Source organism: Roseobacter weihaiensis, assembly GCF_020622345.1.
Lineage (GTDB): Bacteria > Pseudomonadota > Alphaproteobacteria > Rhodobacterales > Rhodobacteraceae > Roseobacter > Roseobacter weihaiensis.
Window position 1 is genome coordinate 178,873 of record NZ_JACNMO010000005.1, and the last position, 19,146, is coordinate 198,018.

A 19,146-nucleotide genomic window follows, 5' to 3' on the forward strand; every position below is an offset into this window, starting at 1 on the left:
CGGGATCACGAAAGTATGAACTTATGGCAACGGGCACGAATATCTCCACCTGGTTTGCCGGGCAATGGCACCGCGACGATGTGATGGTGATGCGCGCCGCCGACCATGGTTCCTGGCTGGGCAGCAGTGTCTTTGACGGGGCACGGTACTTTGCGGGCCGCGCGCCGGATCTCTTGGCCCATTGCAAACGCGTGAACCGATCTGCCCGCGCGCTGATGCTGGAGCCGACCGTGTCGGCCGAAGACATGGTCGAGCTGATTGCCGACGGTCTCAAAGCCTACGGCCCGGAGGACGCCGTCTATATTCGACCGATGTACTGGGGGATCGAAGGCGATATCACCGCAATTGTTCCCAACCCCGACAAGGTCGGTTTTGCCATTTCGCTGGAGCAAATTCCGATGGCCCCTGCGGAGGCTGCCGCAACACTGGGGCGGACCCGGTTTCGGCGTCCGGTGCTGGAAGACAGCGTGGTCAATGCAAAGGCCGGGTGCCTTTACCCAAACAACGCCCGGATGCTTGCCGAAGTCCGCGCCCGCGGGTTCAGCAATGCGCTGGTGGCCGACGCGATGGGCAATGTCGCGGAATCGGCCACATCAAACGTCTTTATGGTCAAGGACGGCGAGGTTTTTACACCGATTGCCAACGGCACGTTTCTGTCGGGCATCACCCGGGCACGCCATATCTCGAACATGAAAAGCGACGGCATTGCGATCCATGAAAAGGTGCTGACATTTGCGGATTTCGAAGACGCGGATGAAGTTTTCCTTAGCGGAAACATGTCCAAGATCACGCCGGTCCAAGCCTTCGAGGACCGTACATATCAGATCGGCCCTGTGGCCCGGCGTCTGCGGGACATGTATTGGGACTGGGCCGCGTCCGAGACCCTATAACTCAGTCGGATCCGTCGATCGCAGGAAAATGGATCGCACAGCCTGTGCGGAGGCCCGGAACTGGACCCCCTCCTGAATTTCCTTGGGCGACCACATCCACGACCGTGCCGGATCATGCTTCATGGCCCACTGCGGGAACAGACGGTCCTCGACATGGCAGCGCACCAGCAGTGTCAGTTCGATGTGCCGATCATCCTCGCTGATCTTGTCAAAGGTGCTCTCGACCTGGCCCTCCGGCCCTTCAAGAAGCTGCAGATAGATGTCCTGGCGACAGATCAGCGCGCCGGTGATATCGTTTTGAGCGTTTCTGAGCCGTGCCACTGAAAGGATATTGGCCAGAATTGAACTGTCATAACCAAACGGGCGGGACGCATAGATCAACTGCTGCATGGACATGACGGCCCCTCACCTGCTGTGCAACCGGACCCTGCGCCCGTTCGACTGGTCTGTCCAGTAAAATACATCTGGAGATAGAGATTGCGTCCCCTTTGAACTAAGGTCATGATCCGGGCGAAAAGAGGGAGCATCCGATCATGCGCAAGTTCTTGGTGATTCTGGATGACAGCCGCGAATGCCTCAACGCCATGCGGTTCGCCGCGATGCGGGCTGCCAACACCGGAGGCGGCGTTGAAATCCTCTCCGTCATCCCGCCCGATGAGTTTAACCACTGGATCGGCGTCGGCGAAGTGATGCGTGAAGAGGCGCGGGAACGTATTCAGGTCCACTACGAAGTATTTGCCAAATGGATGCGGGACAGGCAGGGTATCGACCCTGATCTGGTCATCCGCGAGGGCCAGCCCTTTGATGAAATTATGGCTCAGATCAGGGAAAACCCCGAGATTGGCGTCCTGGTCCTTGGGGCAGGCACCGACAAGAAAGGCCCCGGCCCGCTTGTCACCCAATTGACCAAGAATGCGGGCGGCTTACCTATCCCGATTACCATCGTACCGGGCGATCTGAGCAAGGAAAAGCTCGAGGCGATCACCTGACATGTCGACGCGGCCCACCGCCAAGGCGACGGCTTACCCCCAAACAAACAGTTGAAGCAGCGCTCCAAGCACTTTAGAATGATTCCAAACCTTGATTTGCGCTCCGATGATCCGCATATCTGACAGACCCTCAGGAGAATGCCGATGTTTATCCAAACCGAATCCACGCCGAACCCGGCGACACTGAAGTTTTTGCCCGGGCAGACTGTGCTCGAAATGGGTACCGCTGATTTCCCAAGCGCTGACACGGCAGACAAATCGCCGCTCGCCACCCGCATCTATGCGGTAGACGGCGTCACCGGCGTCTTTTTCGGCAATGATTTTGTCACCGTGACCAAATCGGATGATATCGACTGGGATCATATCAAGCCCGCCCTTCTGGGCGCCATCATGGAGCATTTCCAGTCCGGTCAACCGGTTATGTCCGGCGATCACGCGCCAGACTCCGGCCATGCAGAGCACACCGGCGAAGACGGTGCAATCGTCAGCCAGATCAAGGAGTTGCTCGACAGCCGCGTCAGACCGGCGGTGGCTCAGGACGGTGGGGATATTACCTTCCACGGGTTTGATCGCGGTGTGGTCTACCTGCATATGCAAGGGGCCTGTGCCGGCTGCCCGTCCTCGACGCTGACCTTGAAAATGGGCATCGAGAACCTGCTGCGCCACTATATCCCGGAAGTCACCGAAGTGCGCCCTGTCGCCACCTGATAATGTGACCCAGCCCCTCAAGCCAGGCGGCCTGACCGGACGGTGCTATTGCGGCGCGGTGGCGCTGAGCTTCCCTGCGCCACCGGAAAAGGTATCCTATTGTCACTGTGCTGATTGCCGCAGGATCACCGGTGCGCCAGTGGCCGCTTTTGCCGCGTTCAACAGCGATCAGGTTACAATTTCACCGGACCCGGGTCCGGGGGTGCAGACCACGGCAGGCGTAAAAAGGTGGTTTTGCAGCACATGCGGCTCCCCGCTTGCCGCGACCTTCGACTACCTGCCGGGACAGACATATGTACCGGTCGGCATTCTGGACTTTGCCGCAGACCTGATGCCTCAGATGCACAGCCACGCGGCCAGCGCGCTGCCGTGGCTCTGTATCGCGGATGAGCTGCCGCGCCATGACAGCAGTGCGCGTGCCGCTTTGAAGACGGCGGAGCATCCAGAGACATGACACAGGGGCCCGTCATTCTTGCCTTTGATACGTCCGCGGCACAATGCGCCGTCGCCGTCACGCAGGGTGAGGCCGTCCTGGCGGCGGCAACCGACGACATGGCCCGGGGGCAGGCTGAACGGTTACTCATCTTGTGCGAAGGCCTTCTGGCAGAGGCCGGCAAATCGCTGCAAGACCTCGACGCGATCGGCGTTGGCATCGGGCCTGGAAACTTCACCGGCATTCGCATCTCTGTGTCTGCCGCGCGTGGTTTGGCCCTTGGTCTGGATATCCCGGCGGTGGGCATTTCGCGGTTTGATGCTTTGCGGCACGGCATGGACGGCGCCTGCATCTGCGCCATCAATGCGCCCCGTGACCAGGTTTACCTGCAGTCTTTCGATGAAACCGGCGCTGCATCTCCGCCAGAGATTACCGATCTCTCATCGCTTGGCGCTTACGATGTTCCGCTGATCGGCAGCATCGGCGCCGACCCGGCTTACCCGACAGCGGTCGCCCTGGCTCTTTTGGCAGGCCAGAGATACCGGACCACCACCGCACGCCCTGCCCCGCTCTATCTGCGCCCGGCGGATGCAGCACCCGCACGGAACGCGCCGCCCCTGATCCTGTCGTGACCCCGGCGGAAATGGCAAAACTGCATGCGGCCGCCTTCGCCCCCGAACGTGGCTGGAGCGCGGCAGAGTTCTCAGACCTGCTGGCGTCGCCTCATATCTTCTGCGTCACCCGACCGGGCGGCTTTGCCCTTGTGCGCACCGTCGCTGATGAGGCAGAGCTTTTGACCCTTGCCGTGTCCTGCCAAAACCGTCGTCGGGGGATCGCGGATGCGCTGATGGCAGAATGGATGGCATCGGCGCACGCCAAGACGGCATTTCTCGAAGTGGCGGCGGATAATCACGCCGCGCGGGCGCTTTATGCAAGGCACGGATTCGCAGAAACCGGACGGCGCGACAACTATTACAAGCGCCCGGATCAGTCTGCTGTCGATGCTGTGCTCATGCAAGCCGCATTGACCCGTGGTCAGAGCGGCATAATCCCCCCCTGCCCCTCAAAAACCGGTTGACGCTGCCCGGACCTTGGGCCCTAATTTGAACAGATGACAACTCCACGACCTATTCCTGAGCGGCTGCGCGCCTCAAAACGTGTCCCGCTCCAAAATCAAAACCTGGGAGACCTCAATGACCCTCATGCATAAAATCCTTGGCGCCACGGCGGCCATGGCCCTTTCCGCAGGCGCGGCCCTTGCCGAACCGGCGCTGATCTTCGATCTTGGCGGGAAGTTTGACAAATCGTTTAACGAAGCGGCCTTCAACGGCGCCACCCGTTGGGCCAACGAAACCGGCGAAACCTTCCGCGAGATCGAACTGCAATCCGAAGCACAACGCGAACAGGCCCTGCGCCGCTTTGCCGAAGCAGGATCGAACCCGATCGTGATGGCCGGATTTGCCTTTGGGGATGCGCTGGGTCAGGTGGCCTCTGACTACCCCGACACCAGCTTTGTCATCATCGACATGGTTGTTGATGCTCCGAACGTCCGCTCGGTTGTTTTTAACGAGCACGAAGGCTCGTATCTCGTTGGCATGATGGCCGCCGAAGCGTCAGAATCGGGTACCGTGGGCTTTATCGGCGGGATGGACATCCCGCTGATCCGTAAATTCGCCTGCGGCTATGCCCAGGGCGTGAAAGCGGTCAACCCCGATGCCACGATCATCGCGAACATGACCGGCACCACCCCGGCCGCGTGGAACGACCCGGTGAAGGGGTCTGAATTGACCAAGGCGCAGATCAACCAGGGGGCCGATGTGGTTTATGCCGCAGCCGGCGGCACCGGCGTTGGCGTTCTGCAGACCGCAGCGGATGAAGGCATCCTTTCCATCGGTGTGGACAGCAACCAGAACTACCTGCATCCGGGCAAAGTCCTGACCTCCATGCTCAAGCGTGTGGACAATGCGGTCTTTGACGCGTTTTCCGATGGACCCGGGCTCGAAACCGGCTTTCAGATCATGGGCATCGCCAATGGCGGTGTGGGCTATGCGATGGACGAAAACAACGCGTCCCTCGTGAACGACACCATGAAAGCCAATGTGGATGCTGCCGCCGCAAAGATCGCCTCGGGTGAGTTGGCGGTGCACGATTACATGTCCGATGACAGCTGCCCGGAACTGAGCTTCTAGGCATGAGCGCTGACGGCATTGCGGGGCGGCAGGAAACTGCCGCCCCGGCTATTGAACTCAAAGGTATTTCCAAGGCCTTCGGGCCGGTTCAGGCAAACAAAGACATTTCAATCCGCGTGATGCCCGGCACGATACACGGCATCATCGGCGAGAATGGGGCGGGCAAGTCGACACTCATGTCCATTCTCTACGGCTTTTACAAAGCCGATAAGGGCGAGATTTTCATTTCGGGTCGAAAGACGGACATCCCCGACAGCCAGGCGGCGATTTCTGCCGGCATTGGCATGGTCTTTCAGCACTTCAAGCTGGTCGAAAACTTTACTGTACTGGAAAACATCATTCTGGGCGCGGAGGACGGTGGGCTGCTGCGCCCCTCCCTCGCCAAGGCCCGTCGCAGCCTCGTGGAACTGGCGGAGGAATACGGCCTCAACGTCAACCCGGACGCGCTGATCGAAGAGATCGGCGTCGGCATGCAGCAACGTGTCGAAATCCTCAAGGCGCTCTATCGCCGGGCCGATATCCTGATCCTGGACGAACCCACGGGGGTGCTGACCCCAGCGGAAGCAGATCAGCTTTTTCGCATTCTGGGACGGCTGCGTGAAGAGGGTAAAACGATCATCCTGATCACCCATAAACTCCGCGAGATTATGGAGGCAACCGACACCGTCAGCGTCATGCGGCGCGGAGAGATGACCGCGACGGTCAAGACCTCCGAAACCTCGCCTGCCGAGTTGGCAGAGCTGATGGTGGGGCGCAAAGTCTTGCTGCGGGTGGATAAAAAGCCCGCCACCCCCGGTGACGTGGTGCTGGATATCAAGGGGCTGCGGGTCGTCGATGACCAGAAGGTCGAGCGTCTCAAGGGGATCGACCTGCAAGTGCGGGCAGGCGAAATCCTGGGCATCGCCGGAGTGGCCGGAAATGGTCAATCCGAGCTTTTGGAGGTGCTGGGGGGCTATGCGGACGGCACCGGCGAGGTAATGCTGAATGGTCATCCGCTCGCGCTGTCGGGGACGGGTGCCGATGGCCGCTCCCGCCGCACCCAGGGCATCGGACATGTGCCCGAAGACCGTCAGCGCGAAGGGCTTATCATGGATTTCGCCGCTTGGGAGAACACCGCCTTTGGCTATCACCGTTCGGACGCTTACAAATCCGGCCTCTTGCTGAACAACGCGGCCATTCGGAGCGACACGGAAGGTAAAATGGCGCGCTTTGACGTCCGTCCGCCAGACCCTTCCCTTGCGGCCAAGAGCTTTTCCGGCGGCAACCAGCAGAAAATCGTCCTCGCCCGCGAAATCGAGCGCAACCCCGATCTCTTGCTCGTCGGTCAGCCTACACGCGGCGTTGATATCGGCGCGATCGAATTCATCCACCAGCAAATCGTGGCCCTGCGCGACCAAGGCAAGGCGATCCTGCTGGTTTCTGTCGAACTGGAAGAAATCCTGGCCCTTGCAGACCGGGTCGCGGTGATGTTCGACGGGCACATCATGGGCGAGCGCCTGTCGTCAGAGACAGATGAGAAAGAACTGGGCCTTCTGATGGCCGGTGTGGGGAGCTGACGCGATGGATGTGGTGCCAAAATGGGCTGAGGTGATCCTTGTGCCGCTGATCTCGCTGATCCTGGCGGCACTTCTGTCCGCCCTGGTCATCCTTGCCATCGGAGAAGACCCGATCGCAGCGGTGAACCTGATGATCACCGGCGCGCTCGGCAGTACCTATGGCTGGGGCTACACGCTTTACTACGCCACGAACTTCCTCTTCACGGGCCTTGCTGTCTCGGTCGCCTTTCACGCGGGGCTGTTCAACATCGGCGGCGAGGGGCAAGCGATGCTGGGGGGGCTTGGGGTAGCGCTTGCCTGCCTGCTGATCCCCTGGCCGCACTGGACAATTGCCTTGCTGGCCGCAACCGTGATGGCCGGGCTCTTTGGCGCGGCCTGGGCGGCCATCCCTGCGTTTTTGCAGGCCAAGCGCGGCAGTCACATCGTGATCACGACGATCATGTTCAACTTTATTGCGGCCGCCGTGCTCAATTACGTGCTCGTCAACCTGATGCGCCCGGCCGGCAGCATGGACCCGGCAACGGCCCGCTTCCCCGAAGCGGTTCACCTGCCGACCTTGCACGATATTCTGGGCCTCGTCGGCATCGAGTTTTCCCGCGCGGCCCCGGCGAATGTCACCTTTCTGATCGCCATCCTGGCCTGCGTTCTGGTCTGGCTGCTGATGTGGCGGACCTGGCTCGGCTATGAAATCCGCAGCTACGGCAAATCCGAACCGGCCGCGCGGTATGCGGGCATCTCACCGGTTGCGATCACGATGATCGCGATGCTGATCTCCGGCGCACTGGCGGGCATGATGGCAATCAACAACGTCATGGGCGAGGCGGAACGGCTGGTGCTGAATGCCGTCGAAGGGGCCGGTTTCATCGGCATTGCAGTTGCCCTGATGGGCCGCAGCCATCCCTTTGGCGTCTTTCTGGCGGCGATCCTCTTTGGGTTCCTCTATCAGGGCGGGGCGGAACTGGCGCTCTGGACCTCGATCCCGCGCGAGCTGATCGTGGTGATCCAGGCGCTTGTGATCCTCTTTACCGGTGCGCTCGACAACATGGTGCGGATGCCGCTTGAACGCATCTTTCTCATGCTGCGGCGGCGGAGGGACGCGTGATGGATTTCCTCACCCTCATCCAGCTTCTTGACAGTACCGTGCGGCTGGCCACCCCGCTGCTGCTGGCCTGTCTGGCGGGGCTTTTTTCCGAGCGGGCGGGCATCTTTGACATCGGACTTGAGGGCAAGATGCTGGCGGCAGCCTTCTTTTCCGCCGCCATCGCCGCGCTGACGGGATCGGTCTGGCTGGGGCTGCTGGCCGGTATCGCGGCCTCGATGAGCCTGAGCCTGCTGCACGGTCTTGCCTCGATCACCTTTCGGGGCAACCAGCTTATCTCGGGTGTGGCGATCAACTTTCTCGCCGCCGGGCTGACCGTGCTGATCGCGCAGGACTGGTTTCAGCAGGGCGGGCGCACCCCGTCGCTGATGGGAGGCGGGCGCTTTGAGCCGATCACGCTGCCCTTCGCGGAGGCTCTCGCGCAGGTGCCGCTCCTCGGGCCGATCTACTCGGAGCTGATCTCGGGTCACTCCATCCTGGTCTACATCGCCTTTGCGACGGTGCCGCTGACCTGGTGGGTGCTATATCGCACACGCTTTGGCCTGCGGTTGCGGGCGGTGGGCGAAAACCCCGCTGCCGTCGATACCGCAGGCGTTTCGGTCGTCGCCCTGCGCTACGCCGCAGTGCTGATCTGCGGTGTGCTCTGTGGGATCGCGGGGGCCTATCTGTCCACCGCACTGCAAGCGGGCTTCGTCAAGGACATGTCTGCCGGGCGCGGATTCATCGCGCTTGCCGCGCTGATCTTTGCCAAATGGCGGCCTTGGTACGCGCTCTATGCGACCTTGCTCTTTGGGCTGTTTGGCGCGCTCGAGACGCGCCCGGACGTGATCGAGGCCGTCATTGGCATCCGGGTACAGGGCCAGCTTCTGGGGGCTCTGCCCTACATCATGACCGTGATTATTCTGGCGGGCTTCGTCGGCAAAGCGATCCCGCCACGCGCGGGCGGCACACCCTACGTCAAGGAGCGCTGAAGCAATAAGGCCAGTTTAGCGGATTATATCAGTCCTGATCGCTGCAGAGCAGCACGAAGCGTTGATTTTGAACCGCACTATGCCTAAACGAGGTCATGCAGATTTACCTTCCCATCGCCGAAGTGTCGGTTAATGCTTTTTTGCTTTTGGGCCTCGGTGGGATTGTCGGCATCTTGTCAGGCATGTTCGGGGTTGGCGGCGGCTTTCTGATGACGCCGCTGTTGTTTTTCATAGGCATTCCGCCCGCCGTGGCAGTCGCAACCGAAGCAAACCAGATCGTGGCCTCTTCCTTCTCCGGCGTGCTGGCCCATCTCAAACGCAAGACCGTCGATTTGAGGATGGGGACGGTGCTGCTGATCGGCGGCCTGATCGGGGCTGCGGTCGGGGTCGTGATCTTTAACTACCTCAAGGCGCAGGGTCAGGTCGATCTGCTGGTCAAGCTGTGTTACGTGGTCTTTCTGGGCGTGATCGGCGGGCTGATGTTCATCGAAAGCCTGAACGCGATCCGGAAAACCAAATCCGGCAAACCGCCCGCGCGCAAGAAACACAACTGGATTCACGGGCTGCCGTTCAAGATGCGGTTCCGGGTCTCGGGGCTCTATATCTCGGTCATCCCACCGCTGATCGTCGGGGTCATGGTGGGTATTCTTGCTGCCATCATGGGGGTCGGCGGCGGGTTCATCATGGTGCCCGCGATGATCTACCTGCTCGGCATGCCGACCAAGGTTGTGGTCGGCACCTCTCTGTTTCAGATCATTTTTGTGACGGCCTTTACCACCCTGCTGCACGCCACCACGAACTTTACGGTGGATATCGTGCTGGCGGTGCTGCTGCTGGTCGGCGGTGTGATCGGCGCGCAGATCGGCACCCGGATCGGCGTCAAGCTCAAGGCCGAGCAGCTCCGTATCCTTTTGGCGATCATGGTGCTGGCGGTCTGCGGCAAGCTGGCGCTCGATCTCCTCCTAATGCCATCGGAGCTTTACTCCATCGGCGCGAGCGGAGGGCATTGAGGATGATCCTGCGCTCTCTCGTCACGCTGGTCTTTTGGAACTTCCTGACCCTCTCAACCGCCGCTGCCGAAGAGGTCGTGCTCGGTCTGAGCAAGGATCGCATCTCGATCACGACAAACTTTGACGGCTCTGAAATCCTGATCTTTGGCGCGATCAAACGGGAGAACGCCATCCCCGAGGGCGAACCGGTGCAGGTCATCGTGACCGTTGCCGGGCCGTCCCTGCCGATCACCGTGCGCCGCAAGGAGAAAAAGCTGGGCATCTGGGTGAACACCGATGCGGTCGATGTGGATTCCGCACCAAGCTTTTATGCAGTGCAGTCAAGTGGCCCGCTCTTTGAAGTGCTCACTGACGTCGAAGACCTGCGGCACAAGATCTCTGTGCCCCGCGCGATCCGGTCCGTCGGCGCCCCTGCAGAGATACAGGATTCCACAAGCTTTACCGAAGCTCTCATCCGCATCCGAAGGAACTCGGATATCTATCAGCTCCGCGAGGACAGTGTGGAGGTCGCGGAACAGACCCTATTCAGAACCTCCGTGCGCCTGCCCGCCGCACTGACCGAAGGGGACTATGTGACCCGCATCTTCCTGACGCGGGAGGGTCGTGTCGTATCAAGCTACCAGACCACGATCAACGTGCAGAAGGTCGGGATGGAGCGTTGGCTGTTCGAACTGTCACGCGAGCAGCCGCTGATCTACGGGCTGATGTCGCTGGCCATCGCCATTGCGGCCGGTTGGGGTGCGTCAGCAGCCTTTAGACTTATTCGCACCTGACAAGGCCGCTGCGATAGCTGCCATTGAGCTGTTTTCCGCAGGCCGTGACGGTGTGATGTCAAAGGAGCTCTTGCGGCTCGGAAAGCTGTAGCGGCGCGGCAGGGACACTGCGCAGATCATCGACCTGCAGGCCGGTCGTGGGCTTGGCCAGACGGTTGCGCACCACCCAGATCAGACGGTCCTGCGCGCGGGTGATGGCGACATAGGCCAGACGTTTCCACAGCGGCTGCCCGGCCTCTGAGCGGCCCATGCGGGCTGCGGCGTAGAGATCGGGCGCAAAGACCTGAACCGTGTCCCATTGGCTGCCCTGAGCCTTGTGGATCGTCACTGCCGCGCCGTGCAGAAAAGTGGCCCCCATGCGGGCGGCAAAGGGGATAAACGGCTCTTCCTCATCGGGTTTTTCAATCTTTACGATAGAGGCGGCAGAAACCTGTGGATCTTCGGCCCCCATCACGTGCAACCGGCTGAAGCCGGGCTTGCGCCCCTCGCCCAGATAGATGACCTGCGCGCCCTTGATGAGCCCGCGGGCCTCCAGATCGAGGCGCTTTTTGCGGTGTTTCAACGGCAGTTCAAGCCCGTCACAAATCAGGGGCTCGCCTTCGAGCAGCGCGTCTTCCGGGGCCCCGTGCACCTGTCGGAACGCATTGATGAGCCGAATGCGTGTTGCGTTGCGCCAGACCAGAACCGGGCTGCGTGCCATCAGGTCAACCTCGACCCGCTGACCCCACACCACCCTCTCGTCCCGGCGGGCGATCTCTTCGATCATCCGCTCGAATTGCTCAAAGCTCAGGTCCGGGTCTGACAGCGCGTGGGCGAGATCGAGGATCGGGTTGTCCGCCTCTTGCCTATGTATCCGGTTCAGCGTCAGAATGCACGGGGCAGCGAGCTTGTCGAACACCATTGTCCCGGACTGATTGACCGGCGCCAACTGCGCCGGATCGCCAAAGAGCAGTAAGGTAGGGAAGATTTCCTGCAGATCCTCGAACTGGCGATCATCCAACATGGAGGATTCATCGACAAACCCAATGTCCAGCGGCTCTTCACGCCGTTTCCATCCGGTAATGAAGTCCGAGCCGCGCAGACCTGCCGCTGCCAAAGCGCCGGGGATCGATTTATTGCTGGCGTAAAAGGTCGCCGCGCGGTCAAGGGCCAGATCGGTCAAGCCTTCGATCTCGGGCCGCTCGCCACTGCCGGCCAGCCATTCCGCGATGCGTTCGTACTCCGGATCGTAGACCGGGGTGTAAAGAATGCGGTGAATGGTCGTGGCGGGCACCCCCCGCAAGCGCAGAACGGAGGCTGCCTTGTTTGTCGGGGCCAGAATCGCCAGCGTGCGCCGGTCTTTTTTCCGGCGCGGCTCATAGTCGCCCGAAACCACGTCGACCCCGGCCTCCTGCAGGGCTTTGTAGAGCTCTGCCAACAGCAGGGTTTTGCCTGAACCCGCCTTGCCTGTGACGGCCAGAACGGAGGTCTTGCCGCTTTTTGGCGGCATCAAAAGATGGTCGTCCAGATTGATGCCGGACCCGCGCAGCAGTTCGCTGACCGCATCATAGGCGGCGGCCTGGTCGTCGGAATATTGCACGGATGGGACAGACATGGCGCGACCCTACAGACAGGCCGCACCGGAGACCAGATCGGATCGGTCTTTGCTCAGCTGGCCTGCGCAAAAGTTGATGGCATGAGCGACCCAAAGGCACGATCAAACCACAGCTTTGACAAGGCCAGCGACAGGCCCGCCTTTGCCGCGACCTTCGCCTGGGCGTCGGGGGTGAATTCCCACAGGCCCACGCTGATCTTGTCGCGCCCTTCGCCTTCGCTGCCCAAAACCTCCGGGGATGAGCCGATCAGCCGATAGATACGCACCATCCGCGCGTCAAAGACGCCGGCAAAATGCGCCACGCCAAACCCCTGCATGATTTCGCCGCCCGCAAGCATCAGAGCCGCAGCAACCTTGCTTTCCGCATCACGGTTCAGACAGAACCGGGTACATTCCCAGATCAGTGGGCTGGTGATTGTCCCGCCGCCGATAATCTCGGTGAAATGCTCATTGATCATCGTGCGCCCGGTGGTTGGCAGAAAGCGCATGGAGCCGCCGTGCGTCCCATCCGGCATCTCCCAGATCACATAGAGCGGATTGAGGTCGTCATACTCGTCGCGCTCAAACCCGCTGGCATCGACATCGACCTCCCAGGCCAACCTGGTTTTGAACTGATCCGCGCGGTCGCGGAACATTGTGTCCCGCAGTTTCGGATGCTGTTCAAGCTGGTCGGCATAAAGATAACGGATCATATTCTTTCCTTTGAGCGATGCGTTTCGTGCTCAAAGAAATAGCTTGAGGATGTTTAACAACGGGCAAGTGGCCCGCGCGCGCCGGTAACCTTTGAGCGCCGCCACCGCCCTTTTCAGACCACAATCAGGCCCCGGCTGAGGGCGCGGGCGACGGCGTGCGTCGTGTTGTTTGCCCCTAGTTTGAATCGCGCACTTTCGATGTAAACGCGCAGCGTATGCTCGGAAATGGAAAGTGTTTCAGCAACTTGGGCGCGGTTATAGCCTATTGCAAGCAATGTCATTGCATCGATTTCACGCGGTGAGAGTGATTGCGATTGTTCGGGCTTTTTGTTCGGCTCGAACTCCAGCGCCTTTTGGTTAAAATAATGCGCAATCAGGATCAGTTCGCGCCGGTTATCTTCCGTAAATCTTGACCATGTTTCGTCGTCGCAAGTCGAATTCACCGTAAACAGGGCGAACTGTCCGTTAGGTCCGCGAATAGGGATCGTATATCCTTGATTGCCGACACCGTATTTTATCGCTTCGGCTTGGAAAGCGCGTGCAGCCTTGCTTGACCAGTCCAGTCTTTTCCAGTCCACCGGATGAAACCGTTGATAGCACCCGATAACGACCGGATCTATGCGAAGATAGTTTTGCTCTTGGTAACGAGCCGCCCAGTCAAGCCTGTATGTCCCGTACCCGTATTGTGCGCCGGCGCTGTCGACCCAATGGTATACCATATTGTCGACAGAGAAATGCTCTTTGAGAGCATAGATCGCATCATTAATGCCTTCAAGCGTGTCCGCTTGCTCCAGCGCCGCTAATACCTCCTCCACTACTGTGTTCGTCGCCATGAGAGTTGCTCTGCGTCCTTTCGTGAAGCGCGGCGATCTCGGCAAGAGCAACGATTGCAGTGTCGTCCAGCTGTTCTGCCAGCACAGGCAGATCATTGGCAGTTGCAAATGTTTTCAAGTCCGTCAGAACGTCCAGTATCCAATCACTTCTCATAATAGACTCGCCTCTCAATAGTTAATGAATCGTTAACACAACTCTAGCATGCGCTAACTATCTGCAAAATTCGCAGATATTCCCTCCCCAGAAATAGCGATGCGTGGATTTGTAAGCTATTGATACTAAACAGCGTCACACGCATAACGAGAATGACCCACGGACTGAAGGCTTAGTCCGTGGGTCATGCGATGTTAAACGAATCGTTGAAAAGATTTAACTCTTCGCGTCAAGCGTATCCTCAAGTGTACGCAGCCCTGTCTTGGGAGATTGCACAAGAACGGCCATGTTTCCGGGTTTGTGCTGATTGTGCAGCATCTTCATATGAGCCTGAGGAAGGTCTGCCCAGGTAAAGACTTCGGACATGCAGGGATCGAGCCTGCGCTCCAGCATGAGCTGGTTTGCAGCGCTGGCCTGCTTGAGATGCGCAAAATGGCTGCCCTGCAGACGTTTCTGATGCATCCACATATAGCGCACGTCAAACGTAAGATTGAACCCGGTGGTCCCGGCACAGATCACCACCATGCCGCCCTTCTTCACCACGAAGGTGGAGACGGGAAAGGTGCTCTCGCCCGGATGCTCAAACACCATATCGACATTGTTGCCCTTGCCGGTGATGTCCCAGATCGCCTTGCCGAATTTCCGCGCCTCCGTGAACCAGGCTGCATATTCGGGCGTGTTGACGGTCGGGAGCTGGCCCCAGCAGTTGAAGTCTTTGCGGTTCAGCACCCCCTTGGCGCCCAGATCCATCACAAACTGTCGTTTGCTTTCATCTGAAATCACGCCGATCGCATTCGCGCCCGCCGTGTTGATAAGCTGGATCGCATAAGAGCCCAACCCCCCCGAAGCCCCCCAGACCAGCACGTTCTGACCGGGTTTGAGGTCATGCGGTTCGTGGCCGAAAAGCATCCGGTACGCGGTGGCCAGTGTCAGCGTGTAGCAGGCGGCCTGCTCCCATGTCAGATGCTTTGGGCGCTGCATAAGCTGCTGGCTCTGAACCCGAGTGAATTGTGCAAAAGAGCCATCGGGCGTTTCATATCCCCAGATCCGCTGGCTGGGCGAATACATCGGGTCGCCACCGTTGCAGTGCTCGTCGTCGCCATCATCCTGATTGCAGTGGATCACCACTTCGTCACCGACTTTCCAGCGCTTGACCCTATCGCCAACGGCCCAGACGATCCCGGCGGCATCCGATCCGCAGATGTGATAAGGCGCACCATGACCGTCAAAGGGGCTGATCGGCTGGCCCAGAGCCGCCCAGACGCCATTGTAGTTCACACCCGCAGCCATCACCAGCACCAGAACATCGTTGCTGTCGAGCACCGGCACATCCACAACTTCCTGCAGCATTGCCTTATCCGGGTCGCCATGACGTTCACGCCGGATCGCCCAAGCGTACATCTGTTTTGGCACATAGCCCATAGGGGGCATCTCGCCAACCTCATAGAGGTCCTTCTCGGGTGCGTCGTATTGCGCGACGGTCGTATCCAATGCCATTGCAGTCTCCAGCCAGTAAAAACCATGCCGCGCCGCAGAATCGCGACGCTCTCAGGTTTGGATAGGCCGTCATGCGCAACATTGCAACACTATTGGGTTGGTTTTTGTAATTATATGACCGAGCGAGTGCAGAAACTATTCTGCACGCGCATGATCCTGCGCAAACCGATGGGCGATTGAGTTCGCATAAAACGCGATGACCGCGCGCTCGCTGGGTATGACCTGCCAGCCCCCCTCCACCTTTTCGATCAGGCGATTGCGACGCATTCCCTCAAGTCCCTTGTCAATTGCCTGCGACAGCTCTTCCGGTGTCATACTGGGCATATGTGCTCCCAGATGCAGGGCATCACGTGCAACCTGATCCACGAGGGTAGCCGCCGGCACCGCTGACTCCGGGGCTGTTTCAAAATGCCGTGCCAACAGCGGCACCATCAGCACCGGCATCGCGTCTTCGATGCGTGACATCAATTCGCCCGCGAGGGCCTCGACCGGTTGTTCCGGCCCGAACGCCCGCAGGGACAGAGGCGTGCCAAAGACAACAGCCGCAGTCCCAAAACGAATGTAGCGTCCCCGCACTCCCTGCCAGAACTTGCGCAAGATAAACCGGACAACAACCGAGATACGCGCCCCGAACCGACGATCTCCGCGCTCTGCCGCTGCGATCAGGACGCGGTCCTCCAAGACACGGTCGTAATTGATGGCAACGGGGACAAACACGGTATCGCGCTCTGAGATCCCATGATCCTCGATCAGGTAAGACAGCAACCCCATCTTCGGCGGCATCAGACGCCCTGTAAGGCTCAGCCCGCCTTCTGGGAAGATACCCTGTGCGACGCCCCCCGCAGTTGCCATCTGCACATAGCGGGCCAACACCTTGCGGTAGAGCGCCCCCCGCGACCGACGCCTGATAAAGTAAGCCCCCATCATGCGGATCAGACGGCTCAGCGGCCATACCCGCGCCCATTCCCCCACGGCATAGGAAAGCGTCGAGGTCTGCGCCGCAAGATAGGTGATCAACACGTAGTCCATGTTTGATCTGTGGTTCATGATGAACACGATGGTGGCGTCCTTGGGAATGGACCGGATCACATCGGCATTGCCGGGGCCTGTCCGAACCTCATAGATGGAGTTGACCAGCATGCGGGCCAAGCGGATACCAAGGCCGAAATAGGTGACGGCGCTAAAGCTCGGCACAATCTCGCGGGCGTAGCTGCGCGCCTTTTCAAAGCCGACGTTTTCCGGGACCTTGTGTTCCTTGGCATAGTTGACAATTTCATGCGTCACTTCGGGATCATAGATCAGCCGCTGGATCATGTCGTAGCGCCGCGCCAGCTTGAAGGGCTCAATCGGCCGGGTCAGCCGCTCGTTCAGGCGTTCCACCGCGCGTTCAAGACGACGCCGGAAAAACCACCGCACGGAGGGAAACAGAAAATGCGATGCAAAGGTCACCGCCGCAAACAGCAGGATCAGCACAAAAAACCAAAGCGGCAATTCCACTGTCGAAGTCATGCCGGTTTGTTTCAAGAAACCAAGGTCTGGACAACCTTTTTCGTCTTGGGCCCCCGCCTTGTGACGCTTCACTGGCGCGCGCAGGCCAATCTAAGCTACCACAGTTTCTTCATGACCCGTGCGCTTTAGCAGCGCGGGGTTTTTGCTGCAGCGCGGCAAATTTGCATTGATATAATCTTCCGTATATGAAAGCTTGCGCGTAAGAAAATTACCCATTCTGATTCAGGACGACAAAAATGACGCAGCCGCAGAAAGACCGCCCCTGGCTCATCCGGACCTACGCGGGGCATTCGACCGCGAAAGCGTCCAATGCGCTTTACCGGTCAAACCTCGCAAAGGGGCAAACCGGTCTGTCGGTGGCCTTCGATCTGCCGACCCAGACCGGATATGACAGCGACCACGTGCTGAGCCGTGGCGAAGTGGGCAAGGTTGGCGTGCCGGTGGGCCATCTGGGCGATATGCGAACGTTGTTCGATGAAATCCCGCTGGATCAGATGAACACCTCAATGACCATCAATGCAACGGCTCCCTGGCTTTTGTCACTTTATATTGCGGTTGCCGAGGAACAGGGGGCGGATGTGACCCTGCTGCAAGGCACCGTCCAGAACGATCTCATCAAGGAATACCTTAGCCGCGGCACCTATATCTGCCCACCGGCTCCGAGCCTCAAGATGATCGCGGATGTGGCCGAATACTGCTATACAAACGTGCCCAAGTGGAACCCGATGAACGTCTGCTCTTACCACCTGCAAGAAGCGGGCGCCACACCAGAGCAGGAACTGGCCTTTGCGCTGGCCACTGCCACAGCGGTGCTGGACGCGCTGAAACCACGCGTCCCGGCGGAGGATTTCCCGGCACTGGTGGGCCGGATTTCATTTTTTGTGAACGCGGGCATTCGGTTTGTGACCGAGATGTGCAAGATGCGCGCCTTTGTCGATCTCTGGGACGAAATCTGTCTGGAGCGATATGGCGTCGAGGACCCTAAATTCCGGCGCTTCCGCTACGGCGTTCAGGTCAACTCGCTCGGCCTGACGGAACAACAGCCGGAAAACAATGTCTACCGCATTCTCATTGAAATGCTGGCGGTGACGCTCTCCAAGAAAGCCCGTGCGCGGGCGGTCCAACTGCCCGCCTGGAACGAAGCGCTCGGCCTGCCCCGTCCGTGGGACCAGCAATGGTCCATGCGGATGCAACAGATCATGGCCTATGAAACCGATCTGCTGGAATTCGATGACCTCTTTGACGGCAACCCGGCGGTGGATGCCAAGGTTGAAGCTTTGAAAGACGGGGCCCGGCAGGAGTTGGCCAATCTCGACAGTATGGGGGGCGCGATTGAGGCCATCGACTATATGAAAGCGCGTCTGGTGGACAGCAACGCCGACCGTCTGGGCCGGATCGAGGCCGGCGAGACGGTGGTCGTCGGCGTCAACAAATGGCAGCAAGGAGAGCCCTCGCCGCTGATGACGGGGGATGGCGGCATCATGGTCGTTGACCCTGCGGTCGAGGCCGAGCAGATCGCCCGCCTGGATGCATGGCGCGCCGCGCGCGACAGCATCGCTGTCAAACAGGCGCTGGCAGATCTGCGCGCGGCGGCAAAAGAGGGTAAAAACATCATGCCTGCCTCGATTGCAGCGGCCAAGGCCGGGGTCACAACCGGCGAATGGGCCGCAGAGATGCGGGCCGTGCACGGCGAATACCGCGGGCCCACCGGGGTCTCCGGCGCGCGCTCCAACAAGACCGAAGGGCTGGACGAGCTGCGCGAGGCTGTGGATGTGGTTAGCGACAAGCTGGGCCGCCGGTTGAAGTTCCTTGTCGGCAAGCCGGGCCTTGACGGGCATTCGAACGGGGCCGAACAGATCGCCGTGCGGGCCCGCGATTGCGGAATGGACATCGCCTACGAAGGCATCCGACTGACCCCGACCGAAATCGTCAGTGCGGCCCTGGAGGACGCCGCGCATGTGGTCGGTCTCTCGATCCTGTCGGGCAGCCATATCCCGCTGGTCGAGGATCTGATGGCGCAGATGCGCGATGCAGGGCTCGGCCATATCCCCGTGATCGTGGGCGGGATCATCCCGGAGGATGATGCAGAGCGCCTGCGCGCCATGGGGGTCGCCCGCGTCTACACGCCCAAGGATTTCGAGCTCAACACCATCATGATGGATATCGTGACACTGGCCGACCCGCAGGCCGTTGCTGCCGAATAGTCTTTGGCTTACATGCTGTTCCGAGGCGGCGACACCCGCCTCGCG

General features: G+C 59.9%; 19 protein-coding genes. 13 read left to right on the forward strand and 6 right to left on the reverse strand.

Annotation, left to right across the window (positions count from 1 at the left end; all coding sequences use genetic code 11):
• Nucleotides 1-23: 23 nt before the first annotated feature.
• Complete coding sequence (locus H7847_RS08080; protein WP_227268883.1) at nucleotides 24-890, forward strand: branched-chain amino acid aminotransferase; 867 nt, start codon at nucleotides 24-26, stop codon at nucleotides 888-890.
• Here H7847_RS08080 and H7847_RS08085 read toward each other — a convergent pair.
• Nucleotides 885-1,286 (reverse strand): BLUF domain-containing protein, encoded by a 402-nt coding sequence (locus tag H7847_RS08085; protein WP_227268884.1) that lies wholly within the window; start codon nucleotides 1,284-1,286, stop codon nucleotides 885-887. The two genes, H7847_RS08080 and H7847_RS08085, sit on opposite strands and share 6 nt — an antisense overlap.
• Nucleotides 1,287-1,423: 137 nt before the next feature.
• Between H7847_RS08085 and H7847_RS08090 the strand changes: the two genes are divergently transcribed.
• From H7847_RS08090 to H7847_RS08140, 11 genes are all read left to right on the forward strand, one after another.
• Nucleotides 1,424-1,879: a universal stress protein gene (locus H7847_RS08090; protein WP_227268885.1), complete on the forward strand. Its 456-nt coding sequence runs from the start codon at nucleotides 1,424-1,426 to the stop codon at nucleotides 1,877-1,879.
• A gap of 144 nt (nucleotides 1,880-2,023) precedes the next feature.
• Nucleotides 2,024-2,587 (forward strand): NifU family protein, encoded by a 564-nt coding sequence (locus H7847_RS08095; protein ID WP_227268886.1) that lies wholly within the window; start codon nucleotides 2,024-2,026, stop codon nucleotides 2,585-2,587.
• Between the two features lie 4 nt (nucleotides 2,588-2,591).
• Entirely contained in the window at nucleotides 2,592-3,041 is a 450-nt protein-coding gene (locus H7847_RS08100; RefSeq protein WP_227268887.1) for a GFA family protein, read from the forward strand.
• A complete protein-coding gene (tsaB, locus tag H7847_RS08105) occupies nucleotides 3,038-3,652 on the forward strand; it encodes a tRNA (adenosine(37)-N6)-threonylcarbamoyltransferase complex dimerization subunit type 1 TsaB (RefSeq protein ID WP_227268888.1) in 615 nt (204 codons plus the stop codon). Before H7847_RS08100 ends, tsaB begins: the two co-directional genes overlap by 4 nt.
• Nucleotides 3,649-4,098 (forward strand): GNAT family N-acetyltransferase, encoded by a 450-nt coding sequence (locus tag H7847_RS08110; RefSeq protein WP_227268889.1) that lies wholly within the window; start codon nucleotides 3,649-3,651, stop codon nucleotides 4,096-4,098. The genes tsaB and H7847_RS08110 overlap by 4 nt, the downstream gene beginning before the upstream one ends.
• A gap of 115 nt (nucleotides 4,099-4,213) precedes the next feature.
• On the forward strand, nucleotides 4,214-5,209 hold the full coding sequence (locus tag H7847_RS08115) for a BMP family lipoprotein (protein WP_227268890.1): 996 nt from the start codon (nucleotides 4,214-4,216) through the stop codon (nucleotides 5,207-5,209).
• A gap of 2 nt (nucleotides 5,210-5,211) precedes the next feature.
• The gene (locus H7847_RS08120) at nucleotides 5,212-6,765 is read left to right on the forward strand and encodes an ABC transporter ATP-binding protein (protein ID WP_227268891.1); all 1,554 of its coding nucleotides are present in this window, start codon (nucleotides 5,212-5,214) and stop codon (nucleotides 6,763-6,765) included.
• 4 nt (nucleotides 6,766-6,769) lie between these two features.
• Complete coding sequence (locus H7847_RS08125; protein WP_227268892.1) at nucleotides 6,770-7,867, forward strand: ABC transporter permease; 1,098 nt, start codon at nucleotides 6,770-6,772, stop codon at nucleotides 7,865-7,867.
• Nucleotides 7,867-8,835 carry an ABC transporter permease gene (locus H7847_RS08130; RefSeq protein WP_227268998.1) on the forward strand — a complete coding sequence of 323 codons (969 nt, stop codon included), beginning with the start codon at nucleotides 7,867-7,869 and terminating at the stop codon, nucleotides 8,833-8,835. The genes H7847_RS08125 and H7847_RS08130 overlap by 1 nt, the downstream gene beginning before the upstream one ends.
• A gap of 95 nt (nucleotides 8,836-8,930) precedes the next feature.
• Nucleotides 8,931-9,845, forward strand: coding sequence for a sulfite exporter TauE/SafE family protein (locus H7847_RS08135; RefSeq protein ID WP_227268893.1), 915 nt, complete (start codon nucleotides 8,931-8,933; stop codon nucleotides 9,843-9,845).
• A 2-nt stretch (nucleotides 9,846-9,847) separates the two neighbouring features.
• Entirely contained in the window at nucleotides 9,848-10,618 is a 771-nt protein-coding gene (locus H7847_RS08140; protein WP_227268894.1) for a TIGR02186 family protein, read from the forward strand.
• Between the two features lie 58 nt (nucleotides 10,619-10,676).
• Here H7847_RS08140 and H7847_RS08145 read toward each other — a convergent pair whose 3' ends face one another.
• The 5 genes from H7847_RS08145 to H7847_RS08165 all read right to left on the reverse strand — a co-directional run bounded on the left by H7847_RS08145 (nucleotide 10,677) and on the right by H7847_RS08165 (nucleotide 16,897).
• Nucleotides 10,677-12,212, reverse strand: a complete 1,536-nt coding sequence (locus H7847_RS08145; protein WP_227268895.1) for an ATP-dependent DNA helicase — start codon at nucleotides 12,210-12,212, stop codon at nucleotides 10,677-10,679.
• A gap of 53 nt (nucleotides 12,213-12,265) precedes the next feature.
• A complete protein-coding gene (locus H7847_RS08150) occupies nucleotides 12,266-12,904 on the reverse strand; it encodes an acyl-homoserine-lactone synthase (protein ID WP_227268896.1) in 639 nt (212 codons plus the stop codon).
• Nucleotides 12,905-13,017: 113 nt separating this feature from the next.
• A complete protein-coding gene (locus tag H7847_RS08155; protein ID WP_227268897.1) occupies nucleotides 13,018-13,737 on the reverse strand; it encodes a helix-turn-helix transcriptional regulator in 720 nt (239 codons plus the stop codon).
• A gap of 370 nt (nucleotides 13,738-14,107) precedes the next feature.
• Nucleotides 14,108-15,388: a crotonyl-CoA carboxylase/reductase gene (gene ccrA, locus H7847_RS08160; RefSeq protein ID WP_227268898.1), complete on the reverse strand. Its 1,281-nt coding sequence runs from the start codon at nucleotides 15,386-15,388 to the stop codon at nucleotides 14,108-14,110.
• 135 nt (nucleotides 15,389-15,523) lie between these two features.
• The gene (locus tag H7847_RS08165; RefSeq protein ID WP_227268899.1) at nucleotides 15,524-16,897 is read right to left on the reverse strand and encodes a 1-acyl-sn-glycerol-3-phosphate acyltransferase; all 1,374 of its coding nucleotides are present in this window, start codon (nucleotides 16,895-16,897) and stop codon (nucleotides 15,524-15,526) included.
• A gap of 236 nt (nucleotides 16,898-17,133) precedes the next feature.
• Between H7847_RS08165 and H7847_RS08170 the strand changes: the two genes are divergently transcribed.
• Nucleotides 17,134-19,101, forward strand: a complete 1,968-nt coding sequence (locus tag H7847_RS08170; protein WP_227268900.1) for a protein meaA — start codon at nucleotides 17,134-17,136, stop codon at nucleotides 19,099-19,101.
• Nucleotides 19,102-19,146: the final 45 nt, after the last annotated feature.